Genomic DNA, 25,214 nt, shown 5'->3' with positions numbered 1-25,214 from the left:
GAGTTGGTCACGAGTCTCGTCCGGGATGCGCATACCACACCAACGAGCTTCAGGACGGGAAGCAACACCTTGATGATCTGCAAGCCCTAACGTCAGGCCCGCAGCCATCAACAGCTGCGGGCCTCACGCCTGCCCACCCTTCGGACCCGGTCTCTTCTCTGTCGCCCTGGTTGTCTCTTGGCTTGACGGCGGCACCTTCGGTGGGTACCTCAGGAAGCAGGGCCGTTCGTCGCACGGCCGGCTGTGGAGGTGGGGGTATGGCGGCATCGGCCAGGCACGAGACGCGGGCGTTGCTCCGGGCGCATCTGGCGGCCGCCTCGTCGTACCGGCATCTCACCCGTCACTGCCCGATCTGCCACCACTTGCTGCGACTGGCGATGACCTCCGCCCCGCCCGGCGCGGACGGCCCGGAGGGGATTCTCGAGGTCGAGAGGGACGGGAGCCCCTCCCGCACATGACCAGCAGTCACCGCGTCTACTAGCGCACTTGTGCCGTAGGTAACAAGATCCCTGGCGTGTGACGGGTGTCACCGGATGAGCTCTGGGAATCCGCGTTCTTACCGGTCTCCTACAAGTGGTCAATTTAATATGTGCAATTGCACCTCAGTCGGGACGCACGCACAGGAGACCCCACAGCCTTCCCCAGACTCCGACAAGCCCGCGCACAGAGCCACCCCACAGCCCCACACCGTCACCCCGGACGACCACACGCACACAAAAAGATCGCGCTGGACCCGGCGGAGTCCAGCGCGATCGACGACGCACCCTTGTTCAGTTGCCTGAAAAGCTCTGATCGGCTTGGGCGTGGGCCCTGTTGGGGCAGGTCCCGCGTCGCTTGTAGCTGCGGTTTCGGGCGCCTCGGCGGGTTGGGGGCCCGACCGGTTTGCCCGGTTATGCAGTTGTTCAGGCCTCGCTGCGCTGCTGCGGAATGCCCGCGAGCAGAGCGCGGACCTCGGCCTCGCGGTAGCGGCGGTGCCCGCCGAGCGTACGGATCGACGTGAGCTTGCCGGCCTTCGCCCACCGCGTGACCGTCTTCGGGTCGACACGGAACATGCTGGCGACTTCAGCCGGGGTCAGCAGCGGCTCGGCATCAGGGGTGCGAGCGGTCATGAGCGGCCTCCTCGGGAGAACCGAACCTTCTCGGTTCTTTCCTCTAAATTCTGCACCTTGACCCGCGTTGCCCGAAATGGCGGACGCGAGTCGAGTCGGTTATAGGACGAACGGCTTGTCCTCGGCACTACAACTACACCATCTGTCCAGCCGCGTCGGCCAAACCGATGGAATTGCCCTCTCAGGTGTTCATCAGCGACGGAAGCCGATGGACCATGCCATAGCGGACAGTCACGCCGCTGTGACGATCAGTCACAGGGCGATCAGGAGGCACCAGACCCCCCAAAGCGTGCAATGCTGAGATTCCGCCCATAGTGGAGCACATGGGCGGAGGAGTCCTCCCCCGGACTCCTTGTCCTATTTTGGCATGAGGAGGGGCAAGGGGCGCAAGGGCCCCGTACGTGCGGTCCGTCACGCTTGACACATAAGACCGGATCAGGACGTACGTCCCATGTTCGCCGCGTGTCGGTTCCGTGTGGACGTTGTTGACGCAACCTCAGGAACCTCGGTGCGAGGACGAAACCCCAAAACGGGCCCCACGTCAAACGTCAGTTCGCCGACCGCCGGTCCCGCACCGACCGCCACCGCTCCACCAGCCGCCCGTACGCCGCCCCCGCGGCCTCCCCGTCGCCGCGCCGCAGCGCCGCGATCCCCTCGGCCACGTCCGCCGCCGAGTGGTCGTCCTCCAGCTCGCCGGCCGGCAGGGCGTGCACCAGGCCGCCGTAGTCCAGCTCGACCAGCGAGCGCGGGTGGAACTCCTCCAGCCACCGGCCGACGTCCACCAGACCGTCGATGAGCGGCCCCTCGTCCATCGCGTCCTTCAGCGCCCGCAGCCCCCGCGCCACCCGCCGCCGCGCCTGCACCATGGGCGTGCGGTAGCGCAGCACCGGCGCGCTGCCGCCGGGCCCGGGCTCGCCGGCCCCCTTCTCGTACTCCCGCTCCTCGTCCGAGACCAGCACGAACCAGTTGATCGGCACCTGCCAGGTCGCCGTGCGGATCCACGGCCGGGCGTCGGGGTTGTCGGCCAGCCAGCGCTCGTAGTCCTGGGCCGCCTGGCGGCGTACGACTGGCGGCAGGAGAGCGTCCAGAACCGGCGCCGGAAAGTCCTCAGACAGCTCGCTGAGCGCCTGCCAGGCGCGCAGCCGGGTGCGCCAGGGGCACACGCAGATCACGCCGTCCACGTCCAGCACGAAGGCGTCCTCGCTCTCGTGCACCGGCACCGGGACCGGCGGCGTGGGCAGCAAGTCGGCCAGGGCACGCCGGAGTTCGTCCTGGTACGACGGCCGGTCGGGGCGGCGGGCGTAGCGCGCCCAGTGGCTGCGCTCCGGCTCCGGGAAGGCGGCCAGCGGTTCGTACACGCGCAGATAGGTCGCGTAGGGCACGATCACCGAGGACACCTTGGGCACGCCTGCTCCCTCCCCCGCGCTCCATCGCGAAAACCTACGGGACCCACTCACAAACGCACGGGTGATCCATGCAAATCGTCGCACGGACGTCCCCCGTGAGGAGGTGATCCTGAGCACGGTGCGGTGGCCGGCGGCAGCAGGCTCTAATCTCGTGCTCACAGCCCCCGCCACCCTCCCACTGCCAAAAGCGTGGGGGCCCGTGGGAGCTGCTCTCCACACCGCCGCAACTTGCACAGGAGTCACCACAGTGACCGACGTAACCGGCGCACCTGCTGATGTACTGCACACCCTCTTCCACTCAGATCAAGGGGGGCACGAGCAGGTCGTGCTCTGCCAGGACCGCGCCAGCGGTCTGAGGGCCGTCATCGCCATTCACTCCACCGCCCTGGGCCCCGCGCTCGGCGGTACGCGCTGCTACCCGTACGCGACCGAGGCGGAGGCCGTCGCCGACGCGCTCAACCTCGCCCGCGGGATGTCGTACAAGAACGCCATGGCCGGTCTCGACCACGGCGGCGGCAAGGCCGTGATCATCGGCGACCCGGAGAAGGTCAAGACCGAGAGCCTGCTGCTCGCCTACGGGCGGTTCGTGGCCTCGCTCGGCGGGCGGTACGTCACCGCCTGCGACGTCGGTACGTACGTCGCCGACATGGACGTCGTAGCGCGTGAGTGCCGCTGGACCACCGGCCGCTCCCCCGAGAAAGGCGGCGCCGGCGACTCCTCCGTCCTCACCGCCTTCGGCGTCTACCAGGGCATGCGGGCCTCGGCCCAGCACCTGTGGGGCGACCCCTCGCTGCGCGGCCGCCGGGTCGGCATCGCCGGCGTCGGCAAGGTCGGCCACCACCTGGTGGACCACCTGCGCCACGAGCGCGCCGAGGTCGTGATCACGGACGTCCGCGAGGAGGCCGTACGCCGGATCCTCGACCGGCACCCGCAGGGCGTGACGGCCGTGCCGGACACGGATGCGCTGATCCGGGTCGAGGGCCTGGACGTCTACGCCCCCTGCGCGCTCGGCGGGGCGCTCGACGACGACACCGTGCCGGTGCTGACCGCGAGAGTGGTGTGCGGCGCGGCCAACAACCAGCTCGCCCACCCGGGCGTCGAGAAGGACCTCGCCGACCGCGGGATTCTCTACGCGCCGGACTACGTGGTGAACGCCGGCGGCGTCATCCAGGTCGCCGACGAGCTGCAAGGGTTCGACTTCGAGCGGTGCAGGGCCAAGGCGGCGAAGATCTACGACACCACGCTCGACATATTCGCACGTGCGAAGCGGGACGGCATTCCGCCGGCCGCGGCGGCCGACCGGATCGCCGAGCAGAGGATGGCGGAGGCCCGCGGGGCACGGTGAGGGTGCCGCCGGGACGCCGATCCGCGGGTCCTTCCATGTTTGGCCGGTACCCGTCGGTGGGCACTTAGAGAGAACTCTCACGTCCACCGGCGGGTCGATCGGCGATAAGTGGTTAAAATCGCGATTGACCAGCGAGGACGGGGCGCCTCGAAGGTCCTGGATGTGGGCACGTCCTGCGGGCGACGTACCGTATGGGCGCGGGCTCAGGTACCGTGGAAGCCCTACGGATCGGCCTCTCCGCGGAGAGTCCGTTCCAGATCATGAACGCGTGTCAGACTCTGGGGCCGTCGAGCCCCGTCGTTGAGGGGGTCGAGCCATGGGGCGCGGCCGGGCCAAGGCCAAGCAGACGAAGGTCGCCCGCCAGCTGAAGTACAACAGCGGTGGGACGGACCTCTCACGCCTGGCTGAAGAGCTGGGCGCATCGACATCGAACCAGTCGCCGAACGGCGATCGTTTCGAGGACGATGGGCAGGACGACGACGACCTGTACTCACGGTACGCCGACCTCTATGAGGACGACGACGAGGACGAGGACGACGACTCCTCACAGCAACGTCGCGGCGCCTGACGCTTGCAGCTGCTTAGCTGTTCGTTACCCGGTCCGGGGTTCACCACCGGACCGGGTTTCGTACTGCCGTCGCGGGGCTCCGCCCCGGGCCCCGGTCCTCAAGCGCCGGACGCGTAGTCGCCCACCAGCTCCGCGCCCGTCGCGTGGTCGCCCCGGTCGGTGATCTCGCCGGCCACCCAGGCCTCCACGCCGCGGTCGGCCAGCGTCGCCAGGGCCACATCCGTCGACTCCTCGGGCACGATCGCGATCATGCCCACACCCATGTTCAGAGTCTTCTCCAGCTCCAGGCGGCCGACCCGACCCGTCGTACCGACGAGGTCGAAGACCGGGGCCGGGGTCCAAGTGGAGCGGTCGATCGCGGCGTGCAGGGAGTCGGGGATCACCCGGGCCAGGTTGGCGGCGAGGCCGCCGCCGGTGACGTGGCTGAACGCGTGCACGTCCGTGGTGCGGATCAGGGCCAGGCAGTCCAGCGAGTAGATCCTGGTCGGCTCCAGCAGCTCCTCGCCGAGGGTGCGGCCGAGTTCGTCCACATGGGTGCCGAGGGTCATGCCCGCCTGGTTCAGCAGCACGTGGCGGACCAGGGAGTACCCGTTCGAGTGAAGACCGGAGGACGCCATGGCGATCACGGCGTCACCCTTGCGGATGCGATCCGCGCCCAGCACCCGGTCGGCCTCCACGACGCCCGTACCGGCGCCGGCGACGTCGAAGTCGTCCGGGCCCAGCAGGCCGGGGTGCTCGGCCGTCTCGCCGCCCACCAGGGCGCAGCCGGCCAGCACACAGCCCTCGGCGATGCCCTTCACGAGGGCGGCCACGCGCTCGGGGTGGACCTTGCCGACGCAGATGTAGTCGGTCATGAACAGCGGCTCGGCACCGCACACCACGATGTCGTCCATGACCATGGCGACCAGGTCGTGGCCGACGGTGTCGTAGACGCCCAGCTGACGCGCGATGTCGACCTTGGTGCCGACGCCGTCCGTGGCGGAGGCGAGCAGCGGGCGCTCGTAGTTCTTCAGGGCGGAGGCGTCGAAGAGGCCGGCGAAGCCGCCGAGGCCGCCGAGGACCTCGGGGCGCTGCGTCTTCTTCACCCACTCCTTCATCAGCTCGACGGCGCGGTCGCCCGCCTCGATGTCGACTCCGGCAGCGGCGTAGGACGCGCCGGTGGCACCCGTCGCCGGAGGCGACTGATCAGACACAGCAGACATTGCCTGGGATCTTTCGGGTTGGTTTCTACGGGCTTACGGGCGACGGATCGCGTCGACGGCAGCCGGGGCGGCCGTGCCGGCCGCGAGCTCGGTCTCCAGCAGCTGCTTGCCGAGCAGCTCGGGGTCGGGGAGCTCCATGGGGTACTCGCCGTCGAAACAGGCGCGGCACAGGTTCGGCTTGGCGATGGTGGTCGCCTCGATCATGCCGTCGATGGAGATGTACGCCAGGGAGTCGGCGCCGAGCGAGGTGCCGATCTCCTCGATGCTCATGCCGTTGGCGATGAGCTCGGCGCGGGTGGCGAAGTCGATGCCGAAGAAGCAGGGCCACTTCACGGGCGGCGAGGAGATCCGGATGTGGACCTCGGCGGCGCCCGCCTCGCGGAGCATGCGGACCAGGGCCCGCTGGGTGTTGCCGCGCACGATCGAGTCGTCGACGACCACCAGGCGCTTGCCCTTGATGACTTCCTTCAGCGGGTTCAGCTTCAGGCGGATGCCGAGCTGGCGGATGGTCTGCGAGGGCTGGATGAACGTACGGCCGACGTACGCGTTCTTCACCAGACCGGCACCGAAGGGGGTGCCGGACGCCTCCGCGTAGCCGATGGCGGCCGGGGTGCCGGACTCCGGGGTCGGTATCACCAGGTCGGCCTCGACCGGGGCCTCCTTGGCCAGGCGGCGGCCCATCTCCACGCGGGAGAGGTACACGTTCCGGCCGGCGATGTCGGTGTCCGGGCGGGCCAGGTACACATACTCGAAGACACACCCCTTGGGCTTCGCTTCCGCGAATCGGGAGGTGCGCAGACCGTTCTCGTCGATGGCCACGAACTCGCCCGGCTCGATCTCCCGGACGAAACTGGCGCCGCAGATGTCCAGGGCGGCGGACTCGGAGGCGACCACCCAGCCGCGCTCCAGGCGGCCCAGGACCAGCGGGCGGATGCCCTGCGGGTCACGGGCGGCGTACAGGGTGTGCTCGTCCATGAAGACGAGGCTGAAGGCGCCCTTGACCTGCCGGAGGACCTTGCCGGAGGCCTCCTCGACGGTCAGCGGCTTGCCGTCGTCGTCGACCTGGGCCGCGAGCAGCGCGGTGAGCAGGTCGGTGTCGTTGGTGGCCGCCACCCGAGGAGTGCGGCCGCCTTCCTGCTTGGGCAGGTCGGCGACCATCTCCGCGAGCTGTGCGGTGTTGACGAGGTTGCCGTTGTGGCCGAGCGCGATCGAGCCGTGCGCGGTGGCCCGGAACGTCGGCTGGGCGTTCTCCCACACGGACGCACCCGTGGTCGAGTAGCGGGCGTGACCGACTGCGATGTGACCCTGGAGCGAACCGAGCGAGGTCTCGTCGAAGACCTGGGAGACGAGGCCCATGTCCTTGAAGACGAGGATCTGGGAGCCGTTGCTGACCGCGATTCCCGCGGACTCCTGGCCCCGGTGCTGGAGGGCGTAGAGCCCGAAGTACGTGAGCTTTGCGACCTCTTCGCCCGGAGCCCAGACACCGAAGACGCCGCATGCGTCCTGGGGGCCTTTCTCGCCGGGGAGCAGATCGTGATTGAGTCGACCGTCACCACGTGGCACAGCATCGAGTGTAGGCGAGATCGACCACTGGTCCGAATTGGGGATACCGCGTCAGTAGTGGATCACTTGCCGGCCTCGGCCCGCACACTTATGCCGTTCTCGCTGGTCAGCGTGAGCGTGCGGTGATCGACCCCGTACCTGAGCTGCCCGTCGAAGAGGCGCAGCAGGGTCTTCTCGGCGTTCATGAGTGAGTCTTCGCACATCATTCGGGTGGTCGAGGGCGCGCCGAGGGTGATATGGCCGTCGCGCACGGTGGCCTTCGCGTTGACGTGATTGCACCCCAGACTGCCGGAGACGGTGCCCCTCTTCGTGTCGAAGGTGAGCTGGGCCTTGCCGTCGGCGGCGCTCAGCGAGGTGACGTTCCACTTGGTGCCCTGGAGCGGGGCATCCTTCGCCTCGCTCAGCTTGACGGTGTCGCCGTCGTCGGTGCTGAGGGTCAGGTGGCCGTCCTTCACCTCGGCCTTGAGCGAACCGTCGGTGAGGGCGGAGGCGAGGGTCTTCTCGAAGGCCATGGGCTCCTTCTCGCAGGCCATCTCGGTCGACATGGTCTTGTCGAGGCGTATCCGGTCGCCGTCGACGACGGCCGTCGCGCCGAAGGTGTTGCAGCCGTAGGAGCCCTCCGCCCGGCTGCCGTCGATCTTCATATGGGCGTCGGCGGGGGCACGGTGGGTGCTGCCGCCGACGGTGACGCTGTCGACGCTCCACCGGACGCCGGTCAGGGGTTTGCCGGCACCGACCGAGCCGCTGCCGCTGTCCGCCTTCTCGCTGCCGCAGGCCGCCGCGAGCGGGACGAGCACGAGGGCGGCTGTCAGGGTCATGCGCTGCTTCTGCCTGTACATGCCCATTCGACGGGGAGGAGGAGTGATCGGTTCCCCTCGGACCGGAGTACTCGGTTCCCGTTACCGGCGTCACCGGCGGCGGCTCAGCGCATCACCGGCAGATACGGCTCCAGGTCGGCCCGCTCCCCGCTCGCGCTGACCTTGGCGTCCGCGACCGTCTCCGGCCACGCCACCCGCCCGGTCGCCAGCCGGATCCAGGTCAGCGGGTCGGTCTCGACGACGTTCGGCGGGGTGCCGCGGGTGTGCCGGGGCCCCTCGACGCACTGCACCACGGCGTACGGCGGCACCCGCACCTCCGTCGAGCCGCCCGGCGCCTTCACGGCGAGCGCGTCGGCCAGCAGCCGGGTGCAGGCGGCCAGGGCCTGCCGGTCGTACGGGATGCCGAGGCCGGGCACGGCGGCGTTCAGGTCGTCGGTGTGGACGACGAGTTCGACGGTGCGGGTGACCAGGTAGTCGTCGAGGGTGATGGCGCCGGTGCGGGTGGCGAGGAGGCGGCTGCCGGAGGCATCCGCCAGCTTCTTGCTGATGCGTTCCTCGGTGCGCGCGAACAGGTCGTCGAGATCGGCGTTGTCCGCGGCCAGCGCGCGGGTGCCCTCGTCGATGCCGGCGGCGCGGGCGGCGGTGGCGAAGGGCCAGTCCAGGAGGGCGAGTTCAGCTTTGGCCGGCTCCTCGCGGTCGAGGTTGCGGCTGACGGTCTCCACGGCCATGGTCACGTGCGCGGCCAGCTCCCGGACCGTCCAGTCGCCGAGGCGGGTGGGAAGGGCGAGCTGCTCGGGGGTGAGGGTGCGGACGGCTGTCCGCACGTTCCCGAACTGGGCCAGGACGGCGGCGCGGATCTTGCCGGGGTCGTAGCTGCGGGTGCGCTTCTTGGCCGGAGGCATGGGGGCAGCTTATGCGGGCGCGGAGACCTCGGTGGGCGCCTCGAACACCTCCTTGTTGCATGGCGAGCTTGCGTGCGGACATCGTTCCCCCTGGTCGGGTCTGGTCATCGCTCCTATGGCCGAGCCGTGGACAGCGCCACCAGCAGCGGTACGACCCGCCCCGGCGGCACCTCGTACCGCCCCCGCCCGGTCGTGTGCAGCCAGCCCGCGCCGGTCAGCTGGCGCAGGTGGTGGTAGATCTGGCCGGTCGTGCCGACCTCGTCCAGCTCGGCGAGTTCCGCCACGGTGCGCCGACCGCCGATGATCTCGCGCAGCAGCCGCAGCCGGACCGGGTGGCCGAGCGCCGCGAACGACTCGGCGACCACCGTCCAGTCGTCCGCCAGCAGGCCCTCGGTGAGCGTGCCGTACTGCCACTCGTACTGCTCCCCGGCCGGCAGCCGTACGGCACCGGTGAACAGGACACCTCCGTCGGTCGCCCCAAGCTCGCCCAGCTGCTCCTTCAGCCCGTTCAGGGCCCAGAAGTCACCCTCGCCGAGACGGGGTGCGGCGCGGTGCGCGCCCTCCACTGCCGCCAGTCGGCGTTCGAGGTCGGCGACACGCTGTTCGAGTTCCACCCTTCGATATTACGGAAGTACGTAATTACGTGCAAGCAGGAGCCAGAGACACGACAAGCCCCCGCCCGGCGGACCGGGCGGGGGCTTGTCGAAACGGCCGGTTGTCAGGCCAGCAGCGCCGGGATCGTCCCGTCGTGCGCCTCGCGCAGTTCGGACAGGGTGAGCGTGAACTCGCCCTGGACCTCGACCACTGCATGTGAATCAGACGAAGTACCGTCCACGACACCGATGCGGGTGGCCGGCAGGCCGCGGGCGCCGCACATGTCGTTGAAGCGGACCTCCTCCGAGCGCGGCACGGCGACGACCGCGCGTCCCGCCGACTCGGAGAAGAGGAAGGTGAACGCGTCGAGCCCGTCCGGTACGACCAGACGCGCGCCCTTGCCGCCGAGCAGCGCCGACTCCACGACCGCCTGGACGAGACCGCCGTCGGACAGGTCGTGCGCGGAGTCGATCATGCCGTCGCGGGAGGCGGCGATGAGGATCTCGGCGAGCAGGCGCTCGCGCTCCAGGTCGACCTTGGGCGGCAGCCCGCCGAGGTGGTCGTGGACGACCTGCGACCAGGCCGAGCCGCCGAACTCCTCGCGCGTGTCGCCGAGGAGGTACAGCAGCTGGCCCTCCTCCTGGAAGGCGACCGGCGTGCGCCGGGCGACGTCGTCGATCACGCCGAGCACGGCCACGACCGGCGTCGGGTGGATCGCCGCCTCGCCTGTCTGGTTGTACAGGGAGACGTTGCCGCCCGTGACCGGCGTGCCCAACTGCTGGCAGGCGTCCGCCAGTCCGCGCACGGCCTCCGCGAACTGCCACATCACCGCCGGGTCCTCGGGCGAGCCGAAGTTCAGGCAGTCGGAGACCGCGAGGGGCCTGGCGCCCGTCGTCGCCACGTTCCGGTACGCCTCCGCCAGCGCCAGCTGCGCACCCGCGTACGGGTCGAGCTTGGCGTACCGGCCGTTGCCGTCCGTCGCGAGGGCGACGCCGAGGCCGCTCTCCTCGTCGATGCGGATCATGCCGGAGTCCTCGGGCTGGGCGAGGACCGTGTTGCCCTGCACGAAGTGGTCGTACTGGGACGTGATCCACTTCTTGGAGGCCTGGTTGGGGGACGCCACCAGCTTCAGGACCTGCTCGCGCAGTTCCTCGGCGGTGGCCGGCCTGGTCAGCTTGTTCGCGTCGTCCGCCTGGAGCTCGTCCTGCCAGGACGGGCGGGCGTAGGGGCGCTCGTAGACCGGACCCTCGTGCGCCACGGTCCGCGGGTCGACATCGACGATCTTGCCGCCGTGCCAGTAGATCTCCAGGCGGTCGCCGTCGGTCACCTCACCGATGACGGTCGCGATGACGTCCCACTTGGCGCAGATCTCCAGGAACCGGTCGGCCTTCTCCGGCTCGACGACCGCGCACATGCGTTCCTGCGACTCGCTCATGAGGATTTCCTCGGGAGAGAGCGTGGAGTCGCGCAGCGGTACGTCGTCCAGGGTCACGCGCATGCCGCCGGAGCCGTTGGAGGCCAGCTCACTCGTCGCGCAGGACAGGCCCGCGGCGCCCAGGTCCTGGATACCCACGACCAGCTTCTCCCTGAAGGCCTCCAGGGTGCACTCGATGAGCAGCTTCTCCTGGAAGGGGTCGCCGACCTGCACAGCGGGGCGCTTCGACGGCTTGGCCTCGTCGAAGGTCTCGCTCGCCAGGATCGACGCGCCGCCGATGCCGTCGCCGCCGGTCCGGGCGCCGTACAGGATGACCTTGTTGCCCGCGCCGGACGCCTTCGCGAGGTGGATGTCCTCGTGCCGCATCACACCGATGCACCCGGCGTTGACCAGCGGGTTGCCCTGGTAGCAGGAGTCGAAGACGACCTCGCCGCCGATGTTGGGCAGGCCCAGGCAGTTGCCATAGCCGCCGATGCCGGCGACGACACCCGGCAGGACGCGCTTGGTGTCGGGGTGGTCGGCCGCGCCGAAGCGCAGCGGGTCGACGACGGCGACCGGCCTGGCGCCCATCGCGATGATGTCTCGGACGATGCCGCCCACACCCGTGGCCGCGCCCTGGTAGGGCTCCACGTACGACGGGTGGTTGTGCGACTCGACCTTGAAGGTGACCGCGTAACCCTGGCCGACGTCGACCACACCGGCGTTCTCGCCGATGCCGACGAGCAGGGCGTCGTTCTCGGGGGCCTTCTCCCCGAACTGGCGGAGGTGCACCTTGCTGCTCTTGTACGAGCAGTGCTCCGACCACATCACCGAGTACATGGCGAGTTCGGCACCGGTGGGCCGGCGGCCGAGGATCTCGACCACGCGCTCGTACTCGTCCTTCTTCAGGCCCAGTTCGGCCCAGGGCAGCTCGACGTCGGGGGTCGCGGCCGCGTGCTCGACCGTGTCCAGAGGCGTCCGGCTCATGCGTTGACCAGCTTCTTGAGGATCGAGGTGAAGAACGGGAGACCGTCGGTACGGCCGGTACCGATCAGCGACTCCACGGCGTGCTCGGGGTGCGGCATGAGGCCTACGACGTTGCCGGCCTCGTTGGTGACACCCGCGATGTCGTTGTTCGAGCCGTTGGGGTTGACGTCCAGGTACCGGAAGGCGACCCGGCCCTCGGACTCCAGTGCGTCCAGCGTGTGCTGGTCGGCGACGTACTGCCCGTCAATGTTCTTCAGCGGGATGTGGATCTCCTGGCCGGCGGTGTAGTCGCTGGTCCAGGCGGTCCGGGCGTTCTCCACCCGCAGCTTCTGGTCACGGCAGATGAAGTGCAGGTGGTTGTTGCGCAGCATCGTGCCGGGCAGCAGATGGGCCTCGGTGAGGATCTGGAAGCCGTTGCAGATGCCGAGGACCGGCAGACCGGCCTTCGCCTGCTCGATGACCGTCTCCATCACCGGCGAGAAACGGGAGATGGCGCCGGCGCGCAGATAGTCGCCGTAGGAGAAACCGCCGGGCAGCACCACGGCGTCGACCTGCTTCAGGTCCTTGTCCTTGTGCCAGAGGGCGACCGGTTCGGCGCCCGCGAGGCGGATCGCGCGCTGCGTGTCCCGGTCGTCGAGGCTGCCCGGGAAAGTGACGACGCCAATACGAGCGGTCACTTCGCAGCCTCCGCGACTTCCTCGATCTTCACCGTGAAGTCCTCGATCACCGTGTTGGCGAGGAAGGATTCCGCAAGATCGTGGATGCGGGCGAGCGCGGCCTCGTCGACCGGCCCGTCAACTTCCAGTTCGAAACGCTTTCCCTGACGGACGTCCGAGATCCCCTCGAAACCCAGCCGCGGCAGTGCGCGCTGCACCGCCTGGCCCTGGGGGTCGAGGATCTCCGGCTTGAGCATGACGTCGACTACGACGCGTGCCACTGGCACTCCCGGTGTGTGGTGCTGAGCAGGTCCCTTCAGACTACCCGCACAAAATTTCTACGCGCGTAGAGTTGGAGGAATCTACGTGACCCCTGTCACGATCCGGTCTCGGCCGGGGTTCATCGCGAAAAGTTCTGGGAAAGTTCGTGGATCGCTCCGCCGGGTCCTATTGCGCAGGGGACACGCGGGCAGATTTAGTCGGGCTTCACATTGCAATGCCGGGCGCTGTACAAATGAAATACCAATAGCCCATACTTTGCCCATTAACAGGCGGACAGTCGACATCTCGGCATCTCCGTGACGACTCGGCACGTCACCGCAGATCAGATGTCGCACGAAGGGACCGATATTCGTGGCGCAGAAGGTCGTGGTCACGCTCTTTGACGACATCGACGGCTCGGAAGCGGCGGAAACGATCGCCTTCGGACTCGACGGCAAGTCGTACGAGATCGACCTGAATGAATCCAACGCCAAGGAACTGCGGAAGGCGCTCGCGCCCTACGTGGCGGCGGGCCGCAAGCGGGCGCGGTCGGGCAAGACCTACCGGCAGACCGAGGTCGCCCCCGATCCGGCGGCCGTGCGGGCCTGGGCCCAGGCCAACAAGATGGACGTACCCGCGCGCGGGCGGATCCCCAAGAAGGTCTACGAGGCGTTCGCCGCGGCGCGGTGAGCCGGGCTCACGGCCGGTCAGCCACCCCTCGCGCCAACCGACTTGCGCAGCACCCCTGCTGATCAGCTAGAGTCTGGAGCACGCCGAGGGGCGAGGCCGAAAGGCCCAGCTCACTCAGGGCCTGCGGGTGTAGTTCAGTAGTAGAACATCCCCCTTCCAGGGGGAAGGCGCAGTGTGCAATTCCTGTCACCCGCTCTGCACCGCTGTACCGGCCACTGTTGTGGATCAGGTAGGCTGGTGCTCGCACCGACCGGTGAAAGCTGGTCGGGAGCAGTGCGGACGTAGCTCAGTTGGTAGAGCGCAACCTTGCCAAGGTTGAGGTCGCGAGTTCGAGCCTCGTCGTCCGCTCGGGAATGAGACCCCGGTCCAATGGACCGGGGTCTTCTTCATGTTCGGTCGATTGTGCGGGCGGGTGTCCGGTGGATTGGATGGCCGGTGTCTGACATTTGTCATGCCGAGCGATGACAGCGCGCACTGCTGCCGGGGCCGTGCCGCCGGGACGCTGGAGGCATGGAAACGAACGGACACGAACACGTGATTGAGGTCAGTGACCTGCGGCGTGTGTACGGGGGCGGGTTCGAGGCGGTGCGCGGGATCGACTTCTCAGTGCGGCGCGGCGAGGTCTTCGCACTGCTGGGCACCAACGGCGCGGGCAAGACGTCGACCGTCGAACTGCTGGAGGGGCTCGCGCCGCCGGCCGCCGGGCGGGTGCGGGTCCTCGGCCACGACCCGTACACCGAACGGGCCGCCGTGCGCCCCCGGACCGGCGTGATGCTCCAGGAAGGGGGCTTCCCCTCGGAGCTGACCGTCGCGGAGACCACGCGGATGTGGGCCGACTGCGTGAGCGGGGCCCGGCCGGAGCGGGAGGCGCTGGAACTGGTCGGGCTGGCCGAGAAGGCCGGCGTACGGGTCAAGCAATTGTCCGGCGGTGAGCGGCGGCGCCTCGACCTGGCGCTCGCGCTGCTGGGCGAGCCCGAGGTGCTGTTCCTGGACGAGCCCACGACCGGCCTGGACGCCGAAGGGCGACGGGACACCTGGGACCTCGTACGGGCGCTGCGCGACGGCGGTACGACCGTGCTGCTGACCACGCACTACCTCGAGGAGGCCGAGTCCCTCGCCGACCGGCTCGCCATCCTGCACGAGGGCCGCATCGCGGCCACCGGGACGCCGGGCGAGGTAACGGCCACACAGCCGTCCCGGATCTCCTTCGAACTGCCCACGGGCTACTTCGTGGGCGACCTGCCGCCGCTCGACCACCTGGGCGTCTGCGGGCACGAGACGGACGGACGGCTCGTGCGGCTGCGCACACGCGAGCTGCAACGGGCCGCCACCGGTGTGCTGGTGTGGGCCGAGCGGGCCGGCGTGGAGCTGGGCCGGCTGGATGTGCGGTCGGCGTCGCTGGAGGAGGCGTTCCTGGGGATCGCGCGGGAGGCCGCCGCCGGATCGGTGACAGTCGAGGGGTACGAGGAGTACGCGGCATGAGGGACATGAGCGCAGTGGCCACGGGCCCCGCGCGGCCGGCCACCAGCCCCGCGGGGCGGATGGCCGCGCTGGCGCGGGCCGAGTTGACGTTGCTGGGGCGCAGCAAGGGGGCGCTCTTCGCCGCGCTGTTCGTGCCGGTGACGATGCCGTTCAGCATGCGGGCGGCGGCCAGGGAGATGGACCTCGCGGAGGCCGGGCTGAACATCGGTACGGTCGTACTGCCCGCCGCGATCGGCGTCGCGCTGCTGTTCGCCGTCTACTCACCGCTCGTCGGCGCCCTCGTCACCCGGCGCGAGGAACTCGTCCTCAAGCGGCTGCGCACCGGCGAGCTGCGGGACGGCGAGATCCTCACCGGGGCCGCACTGCCGGCCGTCACCCTCGGGTTCGTCCAGAGCGTGCTGCTGACGGTGGGCTGCATGGCCCTGGTGGACGTCGGCGCGCCGTCGGCGCCCCATCTGGCGGTCCTCGGAGTGCTGTTGGGTCTGGTGATGTGCGCGGCGCTGGCGGCGCTGACCGCGAACTGGACGCGGACCGCGGAGAGCGCCCAGGTCACGCCAATGCCGCTGCTGATGATCTCGCTGTTCGCCTCCGGGGTGACCGTCCCGCTGGAGGTGCTGCCCGACCGGCTGGCCTCCGTCTGCGAACTCCTGCCGCTGTCACCGGTGATCACGCTGGTGCGCGGCGCCTGGACCGACAGCCTCTCGGCGGCCGAGACACTGCGCGCCGTCGCGACGGCGGTGGCCTGGACCGCCCTGGCCGTGTTTGCTGTACAGCGGTGGTTCCGGTGGGAGCCGCGGCGCTGACCACGCCGGGGGACGGTTGGCCGAGGACGGTTACGGGAGGGCGGCACGGTGTTCGGGCGGTTACGGGGGTGGCAGCGGCGGCAGTGGCGGGAGCGCGGCAAGGCCGAGCGGGTCGAACTGACGACCCTGGTCACCTGGTACGTCACGACCTGGGCGTTCTTCATCCCGTGGCTGGCGCTGCCCCTCGCCGCGCAGCTGTGGAACGGTCCCCGTGCCCTGGTCCTCGGCGGGCCGCTGCTCCTGGTGGGCATCCTCCAGTGCGTCGTCGCCAACCGCCTCACGCGGCCCGCCCTCGACCACTACCTGGGCCGCGGCACACTGCCCGGTCGCGCGCTGGCGCCCTCGATCGTGCTGCTCGTGCTGGCCCTGGCCCTCGTCCTGGCGCTGCGGGCGACGGGCGGCGCCGACCCGCTCGTCGCGCGACTGTCGCTGGGCGCGGTCCTGACGGTGTTCGGGCTGGTGTACGCCTTGGTGGTGCCCTGGCGGACGTTCCTGCTCCAGAGCGCCGGGGCGGGAGCGGTCCTGGCGGCGGCCTTCACCCTCGCCGGGGACGAGGCCACCGAGGCGATCGTGGTCGGGCTCCTGGTCGCCTTCTGGGCCGCGATCTCGCTGTTCACCTCGCGCTGCGCCGCCTGGACCCTGTCCGTGCTGTGGGAAGCCGAACGGGCCCGTGACGTCGAAGCGCAGCTCGCCATCGCCGAGGAGCGGCTGCGGTTCGGGCGGGATCTGCACGATGTGATCGGCCGGAACATGGCCGTGATCGCGCTGAAGAGCGAGCTGGCCGTGCAGCTGTCCCAGCGGGGGCGGCCGGAAGCCGTGGAGCAGATGATCGAGGTGCAGCGGCTGGCGCAGGAGTCGCAGCGCGAGGTGCGCGAGGTCGTCCGCGGATACCGCGAGGCCGACCTCGGTGCGGAACTCGCCGGTGCGCAGGGCGTGCTGAGTGCGGCCGGCATCGACTGCACGGTCACCGCACCGTCCGCCGGGCTGCCGGCCGCGGTGCAGTCGGCGCTGGGCTGGGTCGTACGGGAAGCGGCGACGAACGTGCTGCGGCACGGGGACGCTCGGCGCTGCTCGGTGGTGGTTCGGGTGGCGGAGGGGCTGGTGGTACTGATCGTGGAGAACGACGGGGTGCCGCGGGACGCGGGAAGCGGCCCGGGCGGCGGGTCCGGGCTGGCGGGGCTGCGGGAGCGGCTCGCGGGGATCGGCGGGACGCTGCGGGCCGGGCCCGCCGGGGACGGGCTGTTCCGGCTGACCGTCGAGGTGCCTCTGCCGTCCCGGGTGGGCCGAGACCTGAGCGAGGTCACGTCATGACGGTGCGCGTGCTGCTCGCCGACGACGAGCACCTCATCCGCGGCGCGCTCGCCGCGCTGCTGTCCCTGGAAGACGACATCCTGGTCGTCGCCGAGGCGGCCTCCGGCCCGGAGGCGCTGGCGATGGCGCGGGCACACGCGCCCGACGTGGCCGTGCTGGATCTGCAGATGCCCGGCGCGGACGGTGTGAGGGTGGCCACATCGCTGCGGGCCGAGCTGCCAGGGTGCCGGACGCTGATCGTGACCAGTCACGGGCGGCCCGGCCATCTGAAGCGGGCGCTGGCGGCGGGTGTGCGGGGGTTCGTCCCGAAGACCGTGAGCGCCCAGCGGCTCGCCGAGATCATCCGGACCGTACACGCCGGAAACCGCTACGTCGACCCCGAGTTGGCCGCCGACGCGATCTCCGCCGGGGACTCGCCGCTGACCTCCCGGGAGGCCGAGGTGCTGGAACTCGCCGCCGGCGGGGCGCCCGTCGCGGAGATCGCCGAGCGGGCCGCGCTGTCGCAGGGCACCGTACGGAACTACCTGTCGGCCGCCGTGTCGAAGCTCGGGGTGGAGAACCGGCATGCGGCCGTGCGCCTCGCGCGCGAGCGAGGTTGGGTATAGTTGCTCTCGCGCCACGGCGCAACGCGGACGTAGCTCAGTTGGTAGAGCGCAACCTTGCCAAGGTTGAGGTCGCGAGTTCGAACCTCGTCGTCCGCTCCGGTTGAAAGCCCTCGGTTCCGGCCGAGGGCTTTTTCATGTCCGGGCCCGCTGTGGCGCGGGCCCGGTCCGGTCAGCTCCAGGTCGAGCCCGTCAGGCGCTCGTACGCCTCCACGTACTTCGCCCGCGTCGCGTCCACGACCTGCTGCGGCAGCGGCGGCGGAGGCTGCTCGCCGCGGCGGTCCCAGCCGGACTCCGGCGAGGTCAGCCAGTCCCGCACGAACTGCTTGTCGTACGACGGCTGCGCCCGCCCCGGCTGCCACGTGCCGGCCGGCCAGAACCGGGAGGAGTCGGGCGTGAGGACCTCGTCGGCGAGGACGAGGTTGTTGTCGTCGTTGTCGTCGTTGTCGTTCTCGAAGCCGAACTCGAACTTGGTGTCCGCGAGGATGATGCCGCGGTCGCGGGCGATGTCACGGGCACGCGAATACACGGCCAGGGTCGCCTGCCGCAGCCGGGCGGCGGTGTCCGCGCCGACCTGGCGGGCCACCTCCTCGTAGGAGACGTTCTCGTCGTGCTCGCCGACGGCCGCCTTGGTGGCCGGGGTGAAGATCGGGGCGGGCAGCTCCGAGCCGTCGACCAGGCCCTCGGGGAGGGCGAGGCCGCACACCGTGCGGGACTCCTCGTACTCGGCCAGGCCCGAACCGGTGAGATAGCCGCGGGCCACGCACTCCACGGGGATCATCCGCAGGGACTTGCAGACCAGGGCGCGGCCCTGCCAGTCGGCGGGGACGTTCGCCGGCAGCTCGGTGCTCAGGACGTGGCTCGGGACCAGGTCGGCGAGCTGGTCGAACCACCACAGGGAGAGCTGGGTGAGGATGCGGCCCTTGTCGGGGATCTCGGTCGGCAGCACCCAGTCGAAGGCGGAGATGCGGTCGCTGGCCACCATCAAGAGGTCGCCCGCCTCGTCCTGGTACAGCTCACGTACCTTGCCGGTGTGCAGATGCACCAGGCCCGGAACCTGGATCGGTTCGGGCTTTTCTACGAATCCGGACACGGTTCCTCCCCGTGGTTATGTCCACTGAGTCGATTCTCCCGTATGGCGGGACTGATCACGGACGCGGGGTCAATCACGTTTGCAGATGCGGTCCAAGAGGGTTGCGGTGGCACGCTGGATACGGGCGTCCACGTGGCCCGGCCGGTCCAGGGCCGGGGACCAGGCGAACGTCCCGGACGCGAAGACTAAAGCGCCGGACAGGGCGCGGTAGAGGGACGTCTCCTGGTGGCGGGGGGCGCCGTCGCGGTCGGTGTAGGGGGAGTGGGCGAGCAGGATCCGCTCCTCGTGGTCGGGGAGCGGGGTGCGCGGGAAGTAGCGGTCGGCCTCGCCCGCGACCAGGCCGGACAGCTCGTCGCCCTCGTGCGCGCCGGTCGCCTCCCACAGCCAGTGGCCGGCATTGCGGACGATCAGCGGGTGCGGCTCGGGGACGTGGCCGGCGTACTGGATGCCGATCAGCTGCTGCTCTGGGCGGTCGATCTCGCGCCAGAGAACCGCCTTCCCGGGCCCCTTGCGCTTGCGGCAGGTCAGCAGCCGGTCGGGGACGCCGGGCGGTGAGGGGCCCAGCTCCACCTGCCAGTACAGGGAGTTGGCGGAGAGGAAGACGAGCGAGGTGCCCTGCTCGCGGGCGAGTTCGGCGGTGCGGCGCATCGGGGCCGACCAGTACTCGTCGTGGCCGGGGAAGACCAGGCCTCGGTAGCGGGTGGGGTCGATGTGGCCGGCGTGCAGGTCGCGGGCGTCGGCGTAGGCGAGGTCGTAGCCGTAGCGCTCGGCGAAGCGGATGAAGTCGTAGGCGTGGCCGACGTGCAGCGGGAGCCCGGAACCTGCGTACGGCCGGTCGAAGCAGACCGTGGTCGCGGCGTCCGCCTCGCCCAGCAGGCAGCCCTTCTCGTCCCAGGCGTGGTACAGGCTGGCGCCGGTGCGGCCGTCCTCCGGGTAGAGGTTGTAGGCCTGCCAGGTGATGTCGGGCAGCAGGACCAGCAGGTCCGCGGGGCGGTGGTCGCGGATCGTGAAGGGTACGTGTGAGCGGTAGCCGTCGGCGGTGGTGAGCACGGCGACGTACGCGCCGACGTTCCAGTACGACGGCACCTGGAGCCGCCAGGAGAGCCACCAGTGGTGGCAGGAGACCGTGCGGTCGGCGGTGAGCGGGGGCGGCTGGACGATGCCGGACAGCCTGGGGCTCGTGGTGATCCTGGCGGCGCCGTCGCCGCCGTAGTGACCGATGCGGTAGACGTCGACGCCGAATTGCTGGGGCGGATCGACGGTGATGTGGAAGTCGATGGCCTCGCCGGGTACGACCGCGCCGGTGGAGGTGAAGCCCTTGATCTGGCGGTGCACGTCGTCGGCGGAGCGGGGGGCTCCGGCGCGGGGGGCGGGGGCACTGCGGGTGCCCGCGTTCGGGGGGTGGGCGTGGCCGTCGACGTACCAGGGGACGATCTGGCCGGTGTCGTCGAAGTACGTGACGTTGCCGCGCAGCCAGGGGACGGGGCCCTGGCCGAACGGGTCTGTCACGGCGTGCGCGAGCGCCCCGGACTCCCAGCGGCGGACCTGCTCCGACCCCGGCTCCGACCCCATGGTCGCTCCCCTCCCTCGCTCCCACGTGGTCGTGCCTCGCGGTTCGGTGGTTGTTTTGCGTGCTTCGTGCGGCCGCTCATGTGCTTGTCGTATGTCGCAAGCCCTTGCCATCTGCGGGGTCGGTCCAAGCACATCACATTACGCACGCAGTCTGTCACCAGCCGTTGCGAATTGACCGAAAATGGAAGCGGAGGATCCGCTTCGGGGGGTAGAGGGAGGGGTTCGGGGCTTGCGTGGGGTGGGGCTTCGGGGCTTGGGTGATGCTTCGAGGCTTGGGTTGGGGGTTTCCGTCAGACGAGGCGGACCGGCTTCTCGGGGCGTATGCCGAGTTCGGTCAGCCAGGCGCGGAGGGGACCCGGGTCGCCCTTCTCGACGAGGCTGAGGACCTTGGGCGTCAGGTCAACCGCGCGTACGCCGTTGACCAGGAGGGACGGGCCGTCGAGCCAGTCGAGGCCGGGAGCCGCGCCGGCGGTGTCCATCGCGGCGCAGCACACCATCGCCGTGATGTGGTCGGAGAGCAGTTCGCGGGCGGAACGGGGCGGCTGGAGCGGGAAGAGGGGAAGCGTGCGATCGTCCCAGAGGACGGTGTCGGGGCCGGCCTGGGGGGCGAGGGGAGGGGGTGCGTCGGCGGAGGAGCCGGTGGGGCCGGTGGGGCCGGTGGATCCCGGTGGGCCGGTGGGTCCGGTGCCGGCGGCCCGGGTGGCCGAGGCCTCCTCGCGGGACAGCTCGGAGGTGAGGCGGGCGGCCAGGGCGGCGCTGCGGGGGGTGGTTCCGGCGAGGTCCTCGTCGTCCGCGTCCGCCTCGGTGTGTGCGTCGGCTTCGCGTGCGTCGGCTTCGACGGTCCAGCCGGGCTCGTCAGGTGCGCGGTTCGGGGCCGGCGTTTGGTCAGGGGCGCGGGTCGGGACCGGTGCCGTATGACCGGAGGCGCGGGTTGCGACCGGTGCCGTACGGCCAGGTGCGTGGGCCGGATCCGTGAGGTGGTCGAGGACGCGGGCCAGGGTGGGGCCGTTCGGGTCGTGGCCCGTGCTCGCGGTGGCGGGGCGCACGCCGAGGGCGTCCAGGACGCGGTGGAGGCGGCCGGCGTCGGTGCGCCATTTGCGGTCCACGACCTCGTCCGGGTACTCGCTCCAGTCCACCGGGGACCAGTCCGGGCCGGGCTCGGCGGGGCCGCCGTGGAAGAGGCGGGCGGCGAGGAAGGAGGCCGCCTCGTCCACCAGGCCGGGCTCTTCGAGCAGGTCGCAGGCGGGGCGCTCGCCCAGACGGGAGGCGAAGCCCTCGGCCAGCCGGTCGCGCCGGGACAGCTCGGTGAGCGCCGCCACGACGCCGGCGTCCAGCCGGGACGGCCAGCGGCCCATCCGCCACGCGGGCAGCGCGACCCGGGTCAGCAGCCGGTCCCAGCCCGCGTACGCCAGGCCGACCTGCTCCTGCGCGACGATCCGCAGGCCGTGGTCCACAGCCTGTGCACGCTCGGCCGCCGCGGCGGCGACCCAGCGCTCCATCTCGGCGGCGTGCCCCCGGCAGCTGCGCAGCAGCAGGCGGGCGACCCAGCCGAGCCCGGCACACACCGAGCGGAACAACAGGCAGCGCCGGCGCCCGTCGGCCACCGCCACCGCGGCGTCCAGCCCCTGGACGAAGCGCCGGGCAGCGGCTATGTCCGGGTGCGCCGACGGACCCGTACCGGCGACGACCGGGGCGAGGACCGCGCGCAGCTCGCCGACGCGCATCCACCACAGGAACGGGGAGCCGATGACCAGGACCGGGGCGACCGGCGCCGCCCGGCGGTGCGGGTGCCCGCCCGCGCCCGCTATGTCGTCGTGCTCCTCGGACGACAGCGGGACCACGGTCCGGCGGCGGCCGAGGCGGAACCGGGAGCCCGTGGGCGGGCCGTGGGCCGGGTGCGTACGGTCCTCCAGCCAGCTGTCACAGTCCGGGGTGAGCGCTATCGCGGACGGGGCGGGGACGTCGAGCCGGTCGGCGAGGTCGCGCACCATCCGGTACAGGTCGGGGGCCGCCTCCTCGGCGACCGGGACCGTGGGGCTCACGGCGGGACGGGCGCGGGCGACGACCAGGGCGATGCCGCCCGCGGCGAGCAGCACGAGCAGGGCGAGCGGGGTCACGATCCACCGGGCGATGTCCCAGCCGGCGCCCACGAGGTGGCCGGTGGAGCGGCCGGCCAGCAGGATCACGGCGGCGGCCGCGGGCAGCAGGGCGACGGCCAGGGCGCGGCTGCGGATGCGCAGCACGGCTAGCGCCCGGGAGCGGGCGGCCTGCGCCCCCGCCTCCACACCCATACCGGTCACGATCCGACGTCACCCCCTCCCAGCTCACCTGACGCTGTCCTGGCGTTGCTCACTCCCCCACTGTGGCACCCACGACTGGCATCGCAATGCCGGTGGGCCAAGTGCCGGAACGCTTGCGCCGCACCCTAGTTGGGGCCCCGGCCATCGTCAGCCGGATGGGGCATCGCTCACTCGATGGAATGGCTTTGGGGAAAGGTGGATGACGGACAGCGAGGATCAGGCCCCGGGTACAGCCCGGATACCGAAGTAAACGGCAAGAGCCAGGCCCCGGTTCCTGAGAAGGGTCCGGGGCCTGGAGGATTCACCCGTGGGGGTGCATTCGGGTGGGGATGAGCGGGGCTGTTCGTCGATACGGATGGCGCGTCGGCCGCTTCACGCCGGCGGCGTGCCCGCTGCCGCAGCCGCGATGTCCGTGCGGTGCTGGGAGCCGTCGAGGCTGATGCGGGTCACGGCCCGGTAGGCGCGGTCGCGGGCCTGCGTGAGGTCCTCGCCGGTCGCGGTGACGGACAGGACGCGGCCGCCCGCGCTGACGATCGCGTCGCCGTCGCGCTTGGTCCCGGCGTGCAGCACCCACGCGTGCGGGGCGTCCTCGGCGGCTACCTCGTCGAGGCCGGTGATCGGGTCGCCGGTGCGCGGGGTGCCGGGGTAGTTGTGCGAGGCGACGACCACGGTGACCGCGGCGTCCTCGCTCCAGCGCAGCGGTTCCAGGTCGGCGAGGTTGCCGGTGGCGGCGGCCATCAGAACGCCGGCCAGCGGGGTCTTCAGGCGGGCGAGCACGACCTGGGTCTCGGGGTCGCCGAAGCGGGCGTTGAACTCGATGACGCGGACGCCGCGGGAGGTGATCGCGAGGCCGGCGTACAGCAGCCCCGAGAACGGCGTGCCACGGCGGTGCATCCCGTCGACGGTGGGCTGGAGGACGGTCTCCAGGACCTCGTCGACCAGCCTCGGGTCGGCCCAGGGCAGCGGGGAGTACGCCCCCATGCCGCCGGTGTTCGGGCCCTCGTCGCCGTCCAGGGCGCGCTTGAAGTCCTGGGCGGGCTGGAGCGGGACGACCGTCTCGCCGTCGGTGACGGCGAAGAGGGAGACTTCGGGGCCGTCGAGGTACTCCTCGATGACGACGCGTTCACAGGCCGCGGCGTGGGCCTTGGCCTGGTCGAGGTCGCTCGTGACGACGACGCCCTTGCCGGCGGCCAGCCCGTCGTCCTTCACGACGTACGGGGCTCCGAAGGCGTCGAGGGCCGTGGCGACCTCATCCGGAGTCGTACAGACGTACGAGCGGCCCGTGGGTACGCCGGCCACCGCCATGACGTCCTTGGCGAAGGCCTTGGACCCCTCGATCTGCGCGGCCTCCTTGGAGGGCCCGAAGACCGGGATGCCCGCCTCGCGCACGGCGTCGGCGACCCCGGCGACGAGCGGCGCCTCCGGGCCCACGACGACCAGACCGGCGCCGAGTCCCGTGGCCAGGGCGGCTACGGCCTTGCCGTCGAGGGCGTCGACCTGGTGCAACTCGGCGACCTCGGCGATGCCGGCGTTGCCGGGGGCGCAGTGCAGCGCGGTGACGTCGGGATCGAGGGACAGGGAACGGCACAGGGCGTGTTCGCGGGCGCCGCTGCCGATGACGAGGACCTTCACGGGGTCAGCCTAATGGGAGGGGCCGGGTGCCATTTGTACGGGGTTCTGAAGTACCGGGGATCTCGATGTGGAGGTTTCTCCAAAAGCGGCGGCGGGCGCTGGGAAGGGGCGAGGTGACTGGCGTTGGCTCCCTCACCGGCACATTCCAGACCCGCTACTCGTTCGAGAACTCCTCCACCACCGTCGCCCCCAGCTCGCGCACGATCAGTTCCTGGCCGGAGAGGGCCGACTCGTCGAGGTCAGGGTCGTCGTCCTCGGGGATGTCGTCCTCCGGGGAGATCGGGGGCGGCTCCGGGGCGGACGGCGGGGGCGCGGGCGCCGGCGCCGGTGCCGCTTCGGCTGCCGGAGGCTGGGGCGCCGGTGACGGTGCCGGGGGCGTCGGCTGGGGAGGGGCCGGGCGTTGCGTGGGCGCGCCGCCACCGCCGGAGCCGTAACCTCCGCCGCCTCCGCCGTGGCCGCCGCCACCGCCGTGGCCGCCGGTGAAGCCGGAGGGGCCGGGGGGTGCCTGGGAGCCCGCGCCGCCCGACGGATCGACGATCGCCTCGATCTTCCACTGGATGTTGAACTGCTCGCCCAGCACCTGCCGCAGTACGTCCTCGCTGCCGCTGCTCAGGAAGTTGTCCCGCGCGCCCGCGTTGACGAAACCGAGCTGGAGGGTCGTGCCGTCGAAGCCGGCCACCTGGGCGTTCTGGCTGAGCAGGATCCAGGTGAACCGGCGGCGGTTCTTGACCGCCTCCAGGATGTTCGGCCACAGCGAGCGCGGGTCGAGGCCGCCGCTCGGGGACGCAGAGGCGGGCGGGGCGCTGGGCGCCGGGGCCGCGGGCGGGGCGGACGGTGCCGACGGGGCGCCGCCGGATGCCGTAGCCCCGGTCCCGCCCGGCGCGGCCGACGGCTGCCCGCCGCC

General features: G+C 70.9%; 22 protein-coding genes, 3 tRNA genes and 1 pseudogene. 11 read left to right on the top strand and 15 right to left on the bottom strand.

Annotated features, from left to right (window positions below):
* The first annotated feature begins 257 nt into the window (after positions 1 to 257).
* Positions 258 to 458 carry a DUF6274 family protein gene (locus tag H8R17_RS38415; protein WP_187827831.1) on the top strand — a complete coding sequence of 67 codons (201 nt, stop codon included), beginning with the start codon at positions 258 to 260 and terminating at the stop codon, positions 456 to 458.
* 444 nt (positions 459 to 902) lie between these two features.
* On the opposite strand, the gene bldC is transcribed toward H8R17_RS38415, so the two are convergent.
* Together bldC and H8R17_RS38405 are read right to left on the bottom strand one after the other, a co-directional pair.
* Entirely contained in the window at positions 903 to 1,109 is a 207-nt protein-coding gene (bldC, locus tag H8R17_RS38410; RefSeq protein ID WP_187827830.1) for a developmental transcriptional regulator BldC, read from the bottom strand.
* 548 nt (positions 1,110 to 1,657) lie between these two features.
* Positions 1,658 to 2,515, bottom strand: coding sequence for a hypothetical protein (locus H8R17_RS38405; RefSeq protein ID WP_187827829.1), 858 nt, complete (start codon positions 2,513 to 2,515; stop codon positions 1,658 to 1,660).
* A 247-nt stretch (positions 2,516 to 2,762) separates the two neighbouring features.
* On the opposite strand from H8R17_RS38405, the gene H8R17_RS38400 reads away from it, so the two are divergent.
* Both H8R17_RS38400 and H8R17_RS38395 read left to right on the top strand, forming a co-directional pair.
* Complete coding sequence (locus H8R17_RS38400) at positions 2,763 to 3,860, top strand: amino acid dehydrogenase (RefSeq protein ID WP_187827828.1); 1,098 nt, start codon at positions 2,763 to 2,765, stop codon at positions 3,858 to 3,860.
* 316 nt (positions 3,861 to 4,176) lie between these two features.
* Complete coding sequence (locus H8R17_RS38395; protein WP_187827827.1) at positions 4,177 to 4,428, top strand: DUF3073 domain-containing protein; 252 nt, start codon at positions 4,177 to 4,179, stop codon at positions 4,426 to 4,428.
* 98 nt (positions 4,429 to 4,526) lie between these two features.
* Here the strand turns inward: H8R17_RS38395 and purM are convergent, their stop codons facing one another.
* The 8 genes from purM to purS all read right to left on the bottom strand — a co-directional run bounded on the left by purM (position 4,527) and on the right by purS (position 12,845).
* A complete protein-coding gene (purM, locus tag H8R17_RS38390; protein ID WP_187827826.1) occupies positions 4,527 to 5,630 on the bottom strand; it encodes a phosphoribosylformylglycinamidine cyclo-ligase in 1,104 nt (367 codons plus the stop codon).
* Between the two features lie 33 nt (positions 5,631 to 5,663).
* On the bottom strand, positions 5,664 to 7,193 hold the full coding sequence (purF, locus tag H8R17_RS38385) for an amidophosphoribosyltransferase (protein WP_187827825.1): 1,530 nt from the start codon (positions 7,191 to 7,193) through the stop codon (positions 5,664 to 5,666).
* A 62-nt stretch (positions 7,194 to 7,255) separates the two neighbouring features.
* On the bottom strand, positions 7,256 to 8,032 hold the full coding sequence (locus H8R17_RS38380; RefSeq protein WP_187827824.1) for an META domain-containing protein: 777 nt from the start codon (positions 8,030 to 8,032) through the stop codon (positions 7,256 to 7,258).
* An 83-nt stretch (positions 8,033 to 8,115) separates the two neighbouring features.
* Entirely contained in the window at positions 8,116 to 8,913 is a 798-nt protein-coding gene (locus H8R17_RS38375) for a maleylpyruvate isomerase family mycothiol-dependent enzyme (RefSeq protein ID WP_187827823.1), read from the bottom strand.
* 113 nt (positions 8,914 to 9,026) lie between these two features.
* Complete coding sequence (locus H8R17_RS38370) at positions 9,027 to 9,527, bottom strand: helix-turn-helix transcriptional regulator (protein WP_187827822.1); 501 nt, start codon at positions 9,525 to 9,527, stop codon at positions 9,027 to 9,029.
* Between the two features lie 104 nt (positions 9,528 to 9,631).
* Entirely contained in the window at positions 9,632 to 11,908 is a 2,277-nt protein-coding gene (gene purL, locus H8R17_RS38365) for a phosphoribosylformylglycinamidine synthase subunit PurL (RefSeq protein WP_187827821.1), read from the bottom strand.
* A complete protein-coding gene (purQ, locus tag H8R17_RS38360) occupies positions 11,905 to 12,585 on the bottom strand; it encodes a phosphoribosylformylglycinamidine synthase subunit PurQ (protein WP_187827820.1) in 681 nt (226 codons plus the stop codon). Before purQ ends, purL begins: the two co-directional genes overlap by 4 nt.
* Positions 12,582 to 12,845 (bottom strand): phosphoribosylformylglycinamidine synthase subunit PurS, encoded by a 264-nt coding sequence (gene purS, locus H8R17_RS38355; protein WP_187827819.1) that lies wholly within the window; start codon positions 12,843 to 12,845, stop codon positions 12,582 to 12,584. Before purS ends, purQ begins: the two co-directional genes overlap by 4 nt.
* A gap of 352 nt (positions 12,846 to 13,197) precedes the next feature.
* Between purS and H8R17_RS38350 the strand changes: the two genes are divergently transcribed.
* From H8R17_RS38350 to H8R17_RS38315, 8 genes are all read left to right on the top strand, one after another.
* Positions 13,198 to 13,515 carry an Lsr2 family protein gene (locus H8R17_RS38350; RefSeq protein WP_187827818.1) on the top strand — a complete coding sequence of 106 codons (318 nt, stop codon included), beginning with the start codon at positions 13,198 to 13,200 and terminating at the stop codon, positions 13,513 to 13,515.
* Between the two features lie 123 nt (positions 13,516 to 13,638).
* Positions 13,639 to 13,710, top strand: a tRNA-Gly gene (locus H8R17_RS38345).
* A gap of 80 nt (positions 13,711 to 13,790) precedes the next feature.
* Positions 13,791 to 13,863: transfer RNA gene (locus tag H8R17_RS38340), tRNA-Gly, on the top strand.
* A 162-nt stretch (positions 13,864 to 14,025) separates the two neighbouring features.
* On the top strand, positions 14,026 to 14,997 hold the full coding sequence (locus tag H8R17_RS38335) for an ABC transporter ATP-binding protein (protein ID WP_187827817.1): 972 nt from the start codon (positions 14,026 to 14,028) through the stop codon (positions 14,995 to 14,997).
* Between the two features lie 5 nt (positions 14,998 to 15,002).
* Complete coding sequence (locus H8R17_RS38330) at positions 15,003 to 15,800, top strand: ABC transporter permease (RefSeq protein WP_187827833.1); 798 nt, start codon at positions 15,003 to 15,005, stop codon at positions 15,798 to 15,800.
* A gap of 48 nt (positions 15,801 to 15,848) precedes the next feature.
* Entirely contained in the window at positions 15,849 to 17,111 is a 1,263-nt protein-coding gene (locus H8R17_RS38325) for a histidine kinase (protein ID WP_187827816.1), read from the top strand.
* Positions 17,108 to 17,716, top strand: coding sequence for a response regulator transcription factor (locus H8R17_RS38320; RefSeq protein ID WP_187827815.1), 609 nt, complete (start codon positions 17,108 to 17,110; stop codon positions 17,714 to 17,716). The genes H8R17_RS38325 and H8R17_RS38320 overlap by 4 nt, the downstream gene beginning before the upstream one ends.
* A 23-nt stretch (positions 17,717 to 17,739) precedes the next feature.
* Positions 17,740 to 17,812 (top strand) — tRNA-Gly (locus H8R17_RS38315).
* A 73-nt stretch (positions 17,813 to 17,885) separates the two neighbouring features.
* Here the strand turns inward: H8R17_RS38315 and H8R17_RS38310 are convergent.
* The 5 genes and pseudogenes from H8R17_RS38310 to H8R17_RS38290 form a co-directional block, all read right to left on the bottom strand.
* A complete protein-coding gene (locus H8R17_RS38310) occupies positions 17,886 to 18,806 on the bottom strand; it encodes a phosphoribosylaminoimidazolesuccinocarboxamide synthase (protein WP_187827814.1) in 921 nt (306 codons plus the stop codon).
* 69 nt (positions 18,807 to 18,875) lie between these two features.
* Positions 18,876 to 20,378, bottom strand: coding sequence for a N,N-dimethylformamidase beta subunit family domain-containing protein (locus H8R17_RS38305; RefSeq protein ID WP_187827813.1), 1,503 nt, complete (start codon positions 20,376 to 20,378; stop codon positions 18,876 to 18,878).
* Positions 20,379 to 20,668: 290 nt separating this feature from the next.
* The gene (locus tag H8R17_RS38300) at positions 20,669 to 22,669 is read right to left on the bottom strand and encodes a hypothetical protein (protein WP_187827832.1); all 2,001 of its coding nucleotides are present in this window, start codon (positions 22,667 to 22,669) and stop codon (positions 20,669 to 20,671) included.
* A gap of 381 nt (positions 22,670 to 23,050) precedes the next feature.
* A complete protein-coding gene (gene purD / locus H8R17_RS38295) occupies positions 23,051 to 24,310 on the bottom strand; it encodes a phosphoribosylamine--glycine ligase (RefSeq protein WP_187827812.1) in 1,260 nt (419 codons plus the stop codon).
* Positions 24,311 to 24,464: 154 nt separating this feature from the next.
* A pseudogene (locus H8R17_RS38290) lies at positions 24,465 to 25,214 on the bottom strand (DNA polymerase III subunit gamma and tau); the annotation flags it as partial.

Source organism: Streptomyces sp. TRM68367, assembly GCF_014495685.1.
Classification (GTDB): Bacteria; Actinomycetota; Actinomycetes; order Streptomycetales; family Streptomycetaceae; genus Streptomyces.
The sequence above is the reverse complement of the archived record's forward strand: the minus strand, read 5'-3'. Positions and strand labels throughout refer to the sequence as shown.

Bases quoted from the DNA above. Each gene is read 5' to 3' on its own strand.
- H8R17_RS38375 (WP_187827823.1), bottom strand. From the start codon at position 8,913: ATGCCTCCGGCCAAGAAGCGCACCCGCAGCTACGACCCCGGCAAGATC.
- H8R17_RS38380 (WP_187827824.1), bottom strand. From the start codon at position 8,032: ATGTACAGGCAGAAGCAGCGCATGACCCTGACAGCCGCCCTCGTGCTC.
- purL (WP_187827821.1), bottom strand. From the start codon at position 11,908: ATGAGCCGGACGCCTCTGGACACGGTCGAGCACGCGGCCGCGACCCCC.
- bldC (WP_187827830.1), bottom strand. From the start codon at position 1,109: ATGACCGCTCGCACCCCTGATGCCGAGCCGCTGCTGACCCCGGCTGAA.
- H8R17_RS38300 (WP_187827832.1), bottom strand. From the start codon at position 22,669: ATGGGTGTGGAGGCGGGGGCGCAGGCCGCCCGCTCCCGGGCGCTAGCC.
- H8R17_RS38335 (WP_187827817.1), top strand. From the start codon at position 14,026: ATGGAAACGAACGGACACGAACACGTGATTGAGGTCAGTGACCTGCGG.
- H8R17_RS38395 (WP_187827827.1), top strand. From the start codon at position 4,177: ATGGGGCGCGGCCGGGCCAAGGCCAAGCAGACGAAGGTCGCCCGCCAG.
- purM (WP_187827826.1), bottom strand. From the start codon at position 5,630: ATGTCTGCTGTGTCTGATCAGTCGCCTCCGGCGACGGGTGCCACCGGC.
- H8R17_RS38415 (WP_187827831.1), top strand. From the start codon at position 258: ATGGCGGCATCGGCCAGGCACGAGACGCGGGCGTTGCTCCGGGCGCAT.
- H8R17_RS38330 (WP_187827833.1), top strand. From the start codon at position 15,003: ATGAGCGCAGTGGCCACGGGCCCCGCGCGGCCGGCCACCAGCCCCGCG.
- H8R17_RS38305 (WP_187827813.1), bottom strand. From the start codon at position 20,378: ATGGGGTCGGAGCCGGGGTCGGAGCAGGTCCGCCGCTGGGAGTCCGGG.
- H8R17_RS38320 (WP_187827815.1), top strand. From the start codon at position 17,108: ATGACGGTGCGCGTGCTGCTCGCCGACGACGAGCACCTCATCCGCGGC.